This window comes from Polynucleobacter sp. AP-Kolm-20A-A1, from assembly GCF_018688315.1.
Classification (GTDB): Bacteria; Pseudomonadota; Gammaproteobacteria; order Burkholderiales; family Burkholderiaceae; genus Polynucleobacter.
Genome location: NZ_CP061315.1, coordinates 304,988 through 318,712, shown reverse-complemented (window position 1 = coordinate 318,712; position 13,725 = coordinate 304,988). Strand labels below are relative to the sequence as shown.

15 protein-coding genes are annotated in these 13,725 nt (G+C 34.8%); all 15 read right to left on the bottom strand.

The window, feature by feature from the left end; genetic code table 11:
* Positions 1-27 precede the first annotated feature (27 nt).
* The 15 genes from C2745_RS01730 to C2745_RS01660 all read right to left on the bottom strand — a co-directional run bounded on the left by C2745_RS01730 (position 28) and on the right by C2745_RS01660 (position 13,709).
* Complete coding sequence (locus C2745_RS01730) at positions 28-1,134, bottom strand: DegT/DnrJ/EryC1/StrS aminotransferase family protein (protein ID WP_215384632.1); 1,107 nt, start codon at positions 1,132-1,134, stop codon at positions 28-30.
* Positions 1,135-1,138: 4 nt separating this feature from the next.
* A complete protein-coding gene (locus C2745_RS01725) occupies positions 1,139-1,552 on the bottom strand; it encodes an FdtA/QdtA family cupin domain-containing protein (RefSeq protein WP_215384631.1) in 414 nt (137 codons plus the stop codon).
* Positions 1,553-1,555: 3 nt separating this feature from the next.
* Positions 1,556-1,891 carry a GtrA family protein gene (locus C2745_RS09710; RefSeq protein ID WP_215384630.1) on the bottom strand — a complete coding sequence of 112 codons (336 nt, stop codon included), beginning with the start codon at positions 1,889-1,891 and terminating at the stop codon, positions 1,556-1,558.
* An 86-nt stretch (positions 1,892-1,977) separates the two neighbouring features.
* Entirely contained in the window at positions 1,978-2,706 is a 729-nt protein-coding gene (locus C2745_RS01715) for a class I SAM-dependent methyltransferase (protein WP_215384629.1), read from the bottom strand.
* Complete coding sequence (locus tag C2745_RS01710; protein WP_215384628.1) at positions 2,699-4,111, bottom strand: hypothetical protein; 1,413 nt, start codon at positions 4,109-4,111, stop codon at positions 2,699-2,701. Before C2745_RS01710 ends, C2745_RS01715 begins: the two co-directional genes overlap by 8 nt.
* Positions 4,104-4,838: a bifunctional 2-polyprenyl-6-hydroxyphenol methylase/3-demethylubiquinol 3-O-methyltransferase UbiG gene (locus tag C2745_RS01705; RefSeq protein ID WP_215384627.1), complete on the bottom strand. Its 735-nt coding sequence runs from the start codon at positions 4,836-4,838 to the stop codon at positions 4,104-4,106. Before C2745_RS01705 ends, C2745_RS01710 begins: the two co-directional genes overlap by 8 nt.
* A complete protein-coding gene (locus C2745_RS01700; protein ID WP_215384626.1) occupies positions 4,838-5,767 on the bottom strand; it encodes a hypothetical protein in 930 nt (309 codons plus the stop codon). Before C2745_RS01700 ends, C2745_RS01705 begins: the two co-directional genes overlap by 1 nt.
* Entirely contained in the window at positions 5,760-6,701 is a 942-nt protein-coding gene (locus C2745_RS01695) for a glycosyltransferase (RefSeq protein ID WP_215384625.1), read from the bottom strand. Before C2745_RS01695 ends, C2745_RS01700 begins: the two co-directional genes overlap by 8 nt.
* A gap of 86 nt (positions 6,702-6,787) precedes the next feature.
* Positions 6,788-8,458, bottom strand: a complete 1,671-nt coding sequence (locus C2745_RS01690; RefSeq protein WP_215384624.1) for a hypothetical protein — start codon at positions 8,456-8,458, stop codon at positions 6,788-6,790.
* Entirely contained in the window at positions 8,451-9,068 is a 618-nt protein-coding gene (locus C2745_RS01685; protein ID WP_215384623.1) for a hypothetical protein, read from the bottom strand. Before C2745_RS01685 ends, C2745_RS01690 begins: the two co-directional genes overlap by 8 nt.
* A complete protein-coding gene (locus C2745_RS01680; RefSeq protein ID WP_215384622.1) occupies positions 9,052-10,296 on the bottom strand; it encodes a hypothetical protein in 1,245 nt (414 codons plus the stop codon). Before C2745_RS01680 ends, C2745_RS01685 begins: the two co-directional genes overlap by 17 nt.
* A 2-nt stretch (positions 10,297-10,298) precedes the next feature.
* Positions 10,299-11,237 carry a glycosyltransferase family 2 protein gene (locus C2745_RS01675; RefSeq protein WP_215384621.1) on the bottom strand — a complete coding sequence of 313 codons (939 nt, stop codon included), beginning with the start codon at positions 11,235-11,237 and terminating at the stop codon, positions 10,299-10,301.
* A gap of 11 nt (positions 11,238-11,248) precedes the next feature.
* Entirely contained in the window at positions 11,249-11,641 is a 393-nt protein-coding gene (locus tag C2745_RS09705) for a GtrA family protein (protein WP_215384620.1), read from the bottom strand.
* Positions 11,634-12,602, bottom strand: coding sequence for an NAD(P)-dependent oxidoreductase (locus C2745_RS01665; RefSeq protein ID WP_215384619.1), 969 nt, complete (start codon positions 12,600-12,602; stop codon positions 11,634-11,636). The genes C2745_RS09705 and C2745_RS01665 overlap by 8 nt, the downstream gene beginning before the upstream one ends.
* A gap of 18 nt (positions 12,603-12,620) precedes the next feature.
* A complete protein-coding gene (locus C2745_RS01660) occupies positions 12,621-13,709 on the bottom strand; it encodes an N-acetylneuraminate synthase family protein (RefSeq protein WP_215384618.1) in 1,089 nt (362 codons plus the stop codon).
* Positions 13,710-13,725: the final 16 nt, after the last annotated feature.

Genomic DNA, 13,725 nt, shown 5'->3' with positions numbered 1-13,725 from the left:
TTTTAATTCTCTAAATTAGGAATCAGATTAGCCCGCGACGGATAACCTACAAAGGGAATTAATAACAAATTCAACCTGCTCATCACCTAAATGTGGGCCCATTGGCAGACTCAATATCTGATCAGACAAAGACTGCGCCAAAGAATGTTTATCTATCTGATTTAGGCCCGAGTATGCCATCTGCATATGAGGAGGCTTGGGATAGTGAATAAGAGTGCCCACACCAAGTGAATTAAGATGCTCCTTGAAAATATCTCTAGAATTTTTTATACGCACAACATAAAGATGCCATACAGGATTTGCCCAATCGGGCACAAAAGGCAATAAAAGGCCTGAATCCCTAAGTCCAGCCTGATACATGCTAGCGATGTCCTTTCGCCTCTGGTTATCCGAGTCCAGTAATGGCAATTTTGCGGAAAGAAATGCCGCCTGAAGCTCGTCCAATCTTGAATTACACCCCAGAATTTGATGTTCGTATTTCACCATTGAGCCATAGCTTCTTAACATGCGAAGTTTTTGGTCTAACTCAAAATTATTTGTTGTAATGGCACCCCCATCCCCCAGCGCACCTAGATTTTTCCCTGGATAAAAGCTAAATGCTGCAGCATCCCCCAAGCAGCCTACCGACCGATTTTTATATCTGGCACCATGGGCTTGAGCAGCATCCTCTAAGACTAGTAAATTATATTTTTTAGCAAGGGAATTGACAGAGTCCATATCCGCAGGCTGACCAAATAAATGCACCGGAATAATTACCTTAGTTCGCGGTGTGACGGCTTCCTCGATTTTAGAAACGTCGATATTATGAGTTTCTAAATTTGGTTCAACTCCAATCGGAGTCGCCCCTAAATTACTTACTGCCAACCAAGTTGCAATAAACGTATTTGAGGGAACAATCACTTCATCGCCAGGACCTATGCCCCATGCCCTTAAAACCAAAGTTAAGGCATCGAGGCCATTTGCAACACCTACACAATACTTAGCATCAGAAAAAGCGGCAAATGACTTTTCAAATCTTTCCACTTCCGAGCCTAAGATGAGACTACCAGAATCAAGGACGCGATCAAGAGCTAAATGAAACTCATCTCTAAAGCGATTATTTATGGAATGAAGATCTAAAAAGGGAACTTTCAATGCACTATCCTTTTATATTTTGGAATTCCCGATAACTACGAATATAGTCATCCTCACTATAAATATCGGAAGCCAAAACCATACACACAGCCCCTGAGGAAAAGTTGTCCAATGACCTCCACATCATTGGACAAACATAAAGCCCATAATAAGACCTATTTAAATGAAATTTTTTCTTCTTAACACCATCATCCAATTCAATGTCAAAGCTCCCAGACATTGCCACTACAAATTGATGAAGGTTTTTATGAGCATGAGCGCCCCGATCAGACCCACCGGGGATATCGTATAAATAGTAAACTCGTTTGATGTCAAAAGGAATTTGATTTGAATTTTCAATAAACGTTAAATTCCCACGACGGTCATTAACTCTAGGAAGCTCTAGAAGTTGGCAGGTATCAACACTCCACTTCGGCATTAATTATTCCCTAAGAAAAAACCATCTATTAAGAAAAAAAGTAACTGGCATAGTTATGGCCACATTAAAAATTGGGGCAATCTTCATATCAATGCCTACTATCCTAATTAAGATAGTTAAAACTATCAGGCCAGCAAGGTATTGCATTAAATATAATAAAGGATATTTGTAAAATTTAGATAATTTTATCCGGGCCTTAAAGACAAAAATACAATAAAAAATATAAGAAAATATAGCCCCAAAAACAAAGGCAAGGCTAAAAGCTTGGGCATATCCAAGACTTACTACTGCTACATAATAAATTAAATAGGTTAGTACGGTGTTGATAGAGCCGGCCATCAAAAACCTAATTACCTCTTTTCTTAGCGGACTTTTTTTTGCGCACATCAATGGGATCTCATGTCAACCCGACAAAGGCAAATTTATCAACATTTTCGTGCCCTGATTAGAAGATTAGCTCCAAACTCAGCAGGAAAATTAACAGCCACAGAGTTCATTGCACTAATAATATTTTTATCTAAATGCAACAGCTGTGAATTTGCAAATGGCTTAAAAAACAATCCAGTCGACTCAATAATTTCAAAGCCGGCACTTTGCAAATGATCTGTGAGGGTGGACAAATTATACACACGAAGATGGCCGACCATCTTATCCCTAGAGCTCAACTCATCAAGGGAGCCTATTAACCCAGCCTCTAATGCTAGGCGACGATGAAAAGATTGCGAATTGGGGACAATTACTATTAACTCTCCATTGTCACTAACCCAACTGCGCAGCTTTAATAATAGCTCGATAGGATTGTCTACATGCTCAAAGACATGTAAAGCCAACACTTTATTATAAGGCTGCGATGGCTCATAAACCTCAAAAAAGGAGTGTATAAAATTTACTCGTGGAAATAATTTTGATGCAATGTCAAAAAGTATTTTGGAGCCCTCAATCACTGAATAATTTTCAAATTGCTCAGATAATATCTGAGTAGTAATCCCATCACCGTATCCTAGCTCCAAGATGCTATCTGAAGGCTTTATATCTTGGGCAATTCGTGAAACTGCAAAAACCTGCGATATTTCCTCTATGTGCTTATCTTGCATGCTGTCAGAGAGGTGATAGTTTGCAGCAATCAAATCAAGGTGCGCACCAAGATTATTCATAAAATCTCCTCCCAACGGAAAGTCCTTGAATGATCTGATCATTCATACTGGCAGCCCCATAGTGAGACGCACTACCAAAACATTTAATTTGAGGTAATTCTCGCCCTACAATCTCTCTAGACTGGCGGTAGAGGGCTAAATTATCTAAGGTGGGCAATACTAATGCCTTATTTAATGTGACCTTCTTTAGAATGTGAACTGCATCATTGTCATGGACCCCCCCACAGAAAATATGCCTAGAAATATCTCGCCTTACGAACTCATCCGATGGAGGGGGGCCGCCATCGGGATCAGAAAAATCCAATGGGTACTCGATAGTGATTCGCGAATAGCCCTCTAAATCATGGGTTAGCGAATCCATATTTGAAATTCTAAGAAGGGGCTCCGATGAGTCTAAAATATTCAAGGTTGAGAATTTATTTTTTATATATCTCTTATCAACTATGACATAGCACACATGCACTCCAGTACACTCTAATTTCCCGCTATGCTTGAAACTGCTTCCACCCAACTTAAGCAATCTATCCATAGACAAACTTGAGTACGCCGAACCATTAACATCGATTGAGACAACAGAGTCATCTGTGAGTATATTAAATACATTCTCGTTTATAGCCAAACTCTTTATGGGGGCCGTATACAGCTTCACATTCTTTCGCGACTTTAACTTATCCACCAAGTTACGCACCAATTCCCCTACAAATCCATTTTCCGGTACAAAAAATTTATATTCAGGCAGAGGGATTTCTGTAGACCCTTGGATGGCAGACAAAATTGTTTCTGGATAATAAATCGGAAGCCATAACATTCGATGATATCTTGCTAAAATTTTAGTTACCTGCTCTGGCGGGCAAAACTTTTTGAGAAATGATCCATTTATCAATTCACTTAAATCCTGCCCATGAAAAATTTTAGTAGCCTCTACATATGTGAGCTCATCCCACTGTGAGCTAATATTTTTGTATCTAGGGTGTAAATGCTCGGGGCAAGGGTCTCTCGGCCCATGGATACCAATAATATCGCGGATAGAATCTAATCTATCTGAAATAAGCAAGTCTGGATAGTACCGGCCATTAATATAAGAAAGGGGGGTATCCACCTGCTTCAAGGTAATAATGTCAGAGAGAAAATTATTTAATTGATGTCCAAACCTTGCCCAGTCATATCTAACGCCAGGGCTATAGGGTGGAGTAGCGTTTACTTGCGGCTCTCTGACATTAATAGCGGGCTCCACATAGATCATTCCGTTATCAAACGAATAACCATCTAACTCTTGGCCCAAAAAATGAGCCCCAAAAGGTCTGCCATCTGTAAAAAGATTAACCTGGTTTGATTGAACATCACTCAAAGTTAGGCTTGCAATAAGCGAATTTAAGCCGCCGCCAAGAATAAGTGAGTTATACATTTTCTTTCCTTGCCATCATCCATATTTCTGAGCCAAATTCAGGAAAAAATTCTGTCAGGCGATTAAAACCGCGCAGCATCTCATTTGTCAAAAATCCAGTGCTAACCAAATACTGCATTTGATCATGCGTAAACGGCTTAATAAATACCGTACCATAATTCATTACAGTAAAATTAAACTTCGTTAAAAAATTTGAGAGTGATTCTAATGTATAGGGAACAGAAATTTGCTGCATCTTAACTTGGGTGGCAGATATCTCAGTTTCTACTTTTATTAGCCCCATAGACACCGCCAATAACCGATGCATAGACTTTGCATTTGGCACATTAATATACAAATTTGTGTTGCTGCCAGCAAGATGCCATATCTTCTTGATGAATGCCTCTTTCTCAACCACTTCATGCAAAACACTGGCAACTATTATTAAATCGTATTCCGACTGAGTTTCAAACTCTTCAACCGTGGAATTAACGACTTGGCAATTTCTATAATTTTCTGCCTTTAGAGATGCAATTTGAAAAAAGCTTTTAGTGGGCTCCACAACCGTACAGTTGATGCTATCTGGCAATGATGTAAAAATAGGCTCAATCCCACACCCAACTTCCAAGATATTTTTGTAACCATTTTTATCAATACATTCTAAAATAGCCTCCCTTCTAAATAATTCCTGCGTTCTCTCAAAAGGTAATTCCAGGAACTCATCTGTATAGCTATCTAAGTTTCTCATTATATTTTTATGACTTTCTGCATGGTAAATTTTAAATTGGGACTAAATCCTAAATCCGATTTGAAATCAATTAGGCCAAAATTAGGCTCCTTATCAACAGTTGCTGTGCCGATATCAAGATAATCAATCTTATTTTCATTGCAGTAATCGTAAATATTTTTACATAAACTAACGATAGGGCTGTAAGAGCGATACTCGGGTACATCACCCCAATAAAGCACGTAAAGAGTATTGGCAGTAATTTTTATTGCTACTGCACTTGCAATAATTTCATCGTTTAATTTATAGCAAAAAAACTTAAATTTAGATGGGAATAATTGGACTTGCTCCAATAACTGGGAATAGCTCAAAGTCATAGGGTAACCCTTAAACGCCCTGTTCAATGAAATAACCTCATATACAGCGCTCAAATCCCTAACTCCTGCCACATGAAAAACACATCCTTCTCTGATGCATTTTTTTATTCTTTTTAGATTGCCTTGGCTTACAAGATCATTGAAATTAAAGCCCTGAATTGGTAAGCAATAACTTAAATTACAATTTTCTATTAAATAACCTTGTGTATATAGCGAATAAAATTGAAGCTCAGCAGCGTGGTAGCCTGAGGAGGTTGGGGGAAGGTGGATTTTTAATATCTTTGCAAGGCTATTTTGCAAAAAATATTTTTCTATGAGCCCAATAAATTGAATCAGTAGATCAAGTGAAGATTTATCATTCGATTCAAATCCGCCAAATGTTGAACTAGGCAAACTTGTCCACGTAAGTTCATCAGTCTGAACAAAAGCAATGAATAGCTTTTTTTTTCCAAAATGGAATTCGAATGATATTTTTTTATCGTAATTGAGTTGCCCCAAAAACTCTGGAGTGTTGAAATGCGCCCCCTCCCCAAGAAAGCCAATTGAGCCAATCGAGACAATAAAATCAGGCATCGAAATTTTTCCGCAATACATCCTCTATAACGGGCCCTGGAAGTCCATACTGGGAATCATATAAACGCCATACATATTCACCAATAATTCCTAACATTGCAATAATTGATGCACCCAAAAAAGAAAAAAGCGCCACTAAAGTTGCAAAGCCTTTAGTCTCTATTCCGAATAGGATTTTATAACCTATCAAGTATGTGGAATAGAAAAGTGAGGTAGCCGCAATTGACAAGGAAAATAATGTGACAAATCTTAGTGGGTAATTTGAAACGGATAAGATGCTGTCCGAAAAGTATCTTATTTTTTTAATAAAATTATTCTTAGATTTTCCATGAACTCTCTTTGACCTACCATATGGAATTTGCAAGTACCTAATTCCAAGCCCAATCACTAATGGTTGAAAATACATATATTTAGGAAGCTTTCTGAAATAACCAATTAAAGATGAATCAATCAAGGTTATATCAAACCCTCCAGCTGGATAGTTTCCCAAAAAAATATTCATAAACTTAAAATAACAAGCAGATAAAAAATCTGTAATAAACCCATCACTTTTACTCTCTCTACTACATAAAATAATTTTATAATCAGTATCAACCCAAAGTCTTACCATTTCCACAATTAACTCCGGAGGATCCTGCAAATCTGCTGCGATACAGGTATAACAATCTGATTCGACTTGCATATATCCTGTTTTAATTGCCTGCACCGTTCCATAGTTCTTTGCGTGTCTAACGGCGATAACATTAGAATGCTCAATGTGAATTTGCTGAATTTCGTCCCATGAATTATCTTTTGATCCATCATCAACAAAAACTATAGATGCGTTAACACCCATAGACGTCAACTGAGAACAAACTAAAGATAGCCTCTTCGATAGATCGCGTAGTGAGTCTTGGTTAAAGTAAACGGGAATGACTATAGTTATAGTTTTCATAAATGGTCAATTATTTATTTTTTAATGCTTAAAAATGAATATTAAGATGTCTATCTAAAACGCAATAAAAAGACCATCTTCATAAATTATTTGGTAGAAAATATACATAATTTTTCTAAAGAAGATTTATCCAGAGTCATTTCAATTAACCCCCAATTTAAGCTGGGAATTGAGGAGATCAAATATGTAAAAGTATTGCAGCGAACAATTCCATATTTCACCTTTTCAGTATAAAGAACATTGTTAATAAGATTGGGCTGATCAAATAATAGACCTAGGTAGCTAGCAGGAAAAACTTTTTTACTTTTTTTTAAGTACTCATATGTGAGATCATCAACAATGATTGAATCCCTTATGTCTAAATCATATTTATCAAGAATTTCATTAATACTTGTTTTGAGAGTTGATTTATCAATAGACAATGGAATGCCAGGACCAGTATATCCACCATCAAAAGAATTATTAAAATTTACTGATATTAGATACATCGTACCAATTGAACAAAATATTATTAAATACATATAAATAGTTTTATATGTATTATTGAAATATTTTATTAAAAAATTATAACAATGCGAATAGTATAATGCTGTGGATACCAATATTGAACCCATAAACATTGAAATATCATACCAGTTACGAGAAAAGCTAAGAAAACTTGATGATAATAATCCAATTGTAAATAAAAATATTAATATCCAATCTTTTATAGGCATTACTTTAAAGCTAAAAATAACTGATAATATTAATATTAGCAATTCTAATAGAATTACAATTTTATTACTAAAATTCATTATTTTATCAATATTCTCAATGAATGGCTTTGAAGGTAAGTATCCAATATCATAATTTTTTTTAAAATTAAACTGTGATAAAGTTCTTTCAGTAATTTCAGGGCCAAATAATTTATTTACCTGCTTTAAAAAATCACCTCTATCTTCAAATATTTTCATCAAATTTAAGGCCTGGCTATTCATGGTTATTTGAATACTAGGAACTTCAGGGCATGTTAAATATTGCTCCTTATGAATATTCAATGCCGATATCGATAATAGCACTGCAATTAAACAAAAAAATATGCTATAGATTAATGATTTAAAATTACCTTTAATATTTAATGCACCCAATAATATCCCATATAAAATTAATGGCAGGAAATAGAGTGCCTTTGGATGAATATATAATATTAGACTATAAATGAATATAACTATTATAGGCAAAAATATTAATAAATATTTATTAAACGTTTTATTTATCTTTAAACATAATATATATATAAGTAATCCAAGTGCTAAAAGGAAAATTTCAGGTCTTAATATCAATAATCCATAAAGCCATGGCGATATTCCCACCAATAAAATTGAAGCCCAAGGTATCGATCCACAAGCCTTATAGTTAACAAAAGCTAAATAAATTAGAACCGTGAGTAGTAGCAATAGAGGTAACAACCTATATGAAGCCCACCCCTCCCCAAAGAATGCTAAAGACGACCATGCAATAGCTGCGGGCCATAAAAAGGCTGCAGGGCGGATCATGAACCCAGAAGTACAGTACGGGGTAAGAGACTGTTTAAATCCACCATTTATGAAAAATCTTTCAAGGAAAATCTTGTAAGCTACTTCATCGGGATAAATAGGTAACTTAGAGGCAGAATAAATCGCAAATATTATTATTAATATTTTTAATGCGAATAATAATCTTATTTTACTTTTTGAAAAATTAAAATTATTTGTTAAATAAGTATTAATTTTATGCATTTTTATTATTTTCTACCGCCTTTATCCTTCTAATTACTATAATTAGTAAATAAATTATTATGAGTGGTGAAATTAATAATACATATGCATGCCATTTGTCATGTCTACGACTCGTAAAATAACTTATAGAATTTGTATCCAAAGGGATATAAGAAAATGCTTGGTAAGCCCCATGCGCACAATTTAGCTTTATATTCCTATAGTATTTTTCATATATCTTATTCTCCAAATCAAGTATGTAGCGAATAATTTTTCTTCCCTCGCTTGCTAAAATCTCTCTATCGCTATATTTTGCTTTAAAAACTATTTTATATTCATTTTTGCCAGAGTCATAACCCACCTTCCCTGCGGCTTCTTTATTAGGATATTCAGCATATATGCCGCTTATGACTTTAGAAATATGGTCGTTAGCTCGTGGTTGAGTAACAATTAAGCCATTTATTTCACGAATGTCTCCGCATAAATTCTTTGAAATAATAGTGCCGCCTTCAACATTAATCTCGTAAATTATTTTTTCAACTTCCTGTGAGTATAAATAATAACCCATGGGAGAAGAAATGATTAATATTATAATAATTTGCTTAATACTAATATTAAATATTTTTGACATGGCTGGCTTCTTTTATATTTTGATAAAATAACACTAGGACCATAAAATTAGCGATGGGCCTAATAATTGTTCCCAGCGTAATACTTTGGGGAATATTTAAATATTCATTAGATAAATATACATTCATATATTCATATTTAAAATTATATATTGATATTAAATCCCAAATTCCATTTAATATAAATAATATTATTACATTAAATATAAAAAATAACTTTTCCTTATATAATATCGGCAATATGCAAATATAATAAAGCGCGCCGTAACCTCCGGTACTCACAGAAAAGTTTGTTAAGATAATTATCGATAATATTAATGTATATTTCTCTTTTTGATTATTATTTTTATTAATAATAATTGATTTAAATATTAAAAAATATATGGCAAGCATAGAAATATGCCCCAAAAACCTAATAATGCTATATCCATATATATCATTTTGAATATATTTAAAAGCTAGCAAAGATATAGGTAAAGCTAAGATATCTTCAGGATTTAATGTTGAACCAACTGAAGCGAAACCCAGTAAATTTATTGGAAGAAAGTAATATTCTTGATCCAGAATTAATCCACTTATAATTAATATCAATAAAGAAAATGATGATAATAATATAATATCGTTATTTTTTTTATTTTTACTAAAAAAATCAATTATAAATACTATTATAAAATATGGCTTTAAATTTATAAGAAAAGCTAGGCTCATTGCCTTTAGCAACTGAGAATTCGAATATGCGTAAATACTTAAAAATGGCAAGCATAATATAATTAAATTACCACGCTCTATAGCGAATAAAAAGGGTGCACTGAATATTGCTATTATGAAGAAGTATATAAATCTATCATTTTCATTATTTTTTTTGCAACTTATTTTTACTGCCATTCCAATTGAGATATAAAATATAAGTATCAAATATAATATTTTATAACCAGTTATTTGTCTTAACTCTACACTTCCACTACCAATATTTACAAGGTTAAATAAATTTTCTAATAATTGCATAATTAGAAAATTTAATGGTGGGTATACTGACCCCCATTCAGCATATATTCCATCTTGTTTTGCCCAATGCATTACATTATAGAAATCCATAAAACTATCAAATTTATGAAATACGAATGGGGGAGGTAAATAAGAATTTTGTATATAAAAAAATGCTGTGTACCCAAAAAATATTAATGAGCATGCTATTGATAATCTAAATATGAATAATTCTTTATATTTCATATTTAGAAATTTATTCTTTCTTTTTCAACAACTATTGGGTGTCTTTGCACATGATTATGAATTACCCCCACATACTCCCCCACCATTCCAATAAAAAATAATAGAATGCCAAACATCAGTAGAATACCAATGCCTGCTGGAGCATAACCCACTGGAAAACTTTCCCAAAAAAATATCTTTGCTAAAAAAAGAATAAATGCAGATAAAATACTTATAAATGCAACTAGAAATCCTAGCATTGAAGCAACTCTGATTGGAACCATGGAATGGCTAACTATTCCAAGCAAAGCAATATCAAATAGGCTATAGAAATTATTTTTTGATATTCCCTTAAGACGTCTAGGTTGGTTAAAGGGAACTGTCTTAATTTTATACCCTAGCTCACATATTAGACCCCGCAAAAAAGGGTATGGATCATTGATTTCGCGTATGTGATCTAGAACCACTTTATCGTATAGGCCAAATCCAGTTGCATCTTTTGTAATCGATACTTCAGAAATTTTATCAAGCAACCTGTAGTAGATTCTTCGAAAATAATGCATTATTGGATTTGCTGATGTCACGGGCTTGACAGCTAGAACAATTTTAAACCCCAACTGCCACTGTGAAATAAATTCAGCTATTAATTCAGGTGGATCCTGAAGATCCGAGGCTAAATATATGGTTGCAGATCCCTTTGTGCTAATAATTCCCCAATATGGCGAACGAATGTGCCCAAAATTTCTAGTGTTAACAATAATTTTTATGCGAGGATCTTTCCTTGCGAGTCCTCGTAATATTTCTACCGTTTGATCGGTAGATGCATTATCAATAAATATATATTCAAAATCGTATTCTGGAAATATCTCCATAACTTTGACAACGCGCTTATAGAGCTCTTCAATATTTTCACCCTCATTAAAACAAGGGGAGGTAATGCTTATTAGCGTCTTATTTTCCATTTAATCCTTCGTTATTGCGTGCTTCTACGTTTAAATGTAAATCTAGAGTGACCCACATAAGAGATGAATACGGTCATTCCTATTATTAGAGCCTGCGATATCCAAATTGATATCTTCAACTTATCCATAAACACCCATAACAACAAGATACTAATTATTGATACGCCGCCATAGACAATATATGATTTAAAATACTCCGAAAGCCACATACCTTTGGTTTTGAATACGAAAATCTTATAAGTTAAGAATGATACTGTTATTGAAAATACGTTGGAGATTAACCCAACCAATAAAATATTAGTGCTGCTACTTAATGCTTCATAAAAACCAACGCCAACAAAGTAGCCAGTCAAGGTATTAGCCGCCCCTACTATTAGATAACGAATCTTTTCCCGATTATGCATTTAGGTTATCAAAACGTAATGCCGCAATAGTTTTATCAATTGCGCCCGCAATATCAGTTGACAAGCTAAGGCCCAGTTGATCCCTTGCTTTGCTGATAGACGGTATATAACGATCTACGATATTTCGACTTATTTCCATTTTATTGATGTGCACAGAAAATCTTTGTGCAACCACCATAGCGAGATCGCTAATGGTTATGGCCTGATCTGAGCCTACGTTATAAATGGGGCAATGGGTACTGGCAGAATGACAAATTGTCATAAGCCAATGAACAAGGTCATCTGCATACATATAACTCCGATAGACCAAATGATTCGATCTAACTTCAATCGAACGCCCCTTTAATCCATCCTCTATAAAATTACCAATTGCAAAGTGCTGGTCTCTTGGCAGGTATTTACCAACAAAAGCAAAGCAGCGAGCTATGCTCACCGCACCCCCTTGAGAACCTAGAGCCTGAATTGATTTTTCGGAATCACGCTTTGCCATCGCATAATCTCGCTTGGTAATCGACATTTCATCTACATACCCATGATCAAATTCCTCCGATAGATATTCCACATCCATCGGTTGCTGACCATAAACAGCACCAGAACTACAATAAAGAATTCGACTATTTAGATGAAATTTATTTGCCAAGGCACAGTAGTTATGTGTACCAGCTTGTATATTCCATTTTTCCTCTTTGGGTCTCATAAGATAATTTGCCGCATCAGTAGAGGCGGCAGCATGAATCACATAATCTGCAAAAGGAAGATCCTGGCATGTTGCAATATCACTGTTAATGAGTTTTATTGATTCATTAATGAGTTCTGGATACTGTAATTTAAGTTGCTCAGCATGTCTAGAAAGCACTCCAATGCTATCAATCTTCCAAAGATTTAGCTTCCCCCGCACATATGCGTCAAGAAAGGATTTTCCAAAAAATCCAGACCCTCCAATAATTAATAATGATGCCATAAAATTACCGCCCTATACTCAGAGTCCTCTATTCCTGAATGACTTTAGTAACTCTTCATTTCCCGAATATGGAGTATCTAAAATTTCTATAGTAATTGGTTGATCTTTGCTGCATGAATTCAGAAGCTTGTGCCCAAATTTTCCAAGCATCAACTCACGACTGGAAATTTGCCCTTTTTGCAAAGGAATGGCCATATAGTAGTCATCCTCAGTCAGAGTTTGCCCAGCAACTAAATCCCTTTTAGCATAAACACCGCGAACATATGAGTCTAAATATGCTATCTCTCGATCAATAAAATTACGCCTCTGGTTTGAGGATGTTCCACACATCTCAACGGCCTTATGCCAGGCTTTAAACCAAGTATCAATTTGATCTGGCAACGAAGAGTAGGTTGCTACCTTAAAACCATCGTCGTTGATATCTATATGGCGCTCAAATGTTCTAACGCCCTTACCGTAGGCTATATACATAGATGCAGTCCAGTCGTGATACTCATGGCAAGAGTATCCAATCACTACATCTGGATAGCGGTGCTTTAGATAATCAATTTGATTTAATTCGCACTCATTGTCTTCATGAGGATAGGCTGCAATGCAATGATTTAATGCCAACGGTATAGCACGATGTTTAAAAAATGTGACCACATCATCCATATCTTTTTGAGTCATACCACCAGTAGAGATAATTACCGGCCTACGGGTGTGTGCAATTTTCTCCAGTAATGTCCAATCATTGTTATCCGCGCTTGCAACTTTAATAATGGGCATGTCAAACTCAATGCACCAATCAACTGATTTTTCATCAAAAGGGGTGGACATTGGAATGCAACCACTTTGACGTATGGCATCCACGAGTCGTGAAAAATCCTCTTTAGACATTTTTGTATCAGATAGTCTTTTGACATAACGAATATCTTCGCGATCAATAAAGTCTTTGTGAATAAAATTATCAATGTCTCTGAACTGCAATTTAATTGCAGCACGCATATTGTTAAATCGAACTACTTTAGAGAAGCGATCAATAATTGCCAACCCACGATCAACACTCCCCTGATGGTTGCTCGCCATTTCAAGTACAAATAAATCATTAAATATTTCGTTATTCATTTTTAGTTCCTATTTA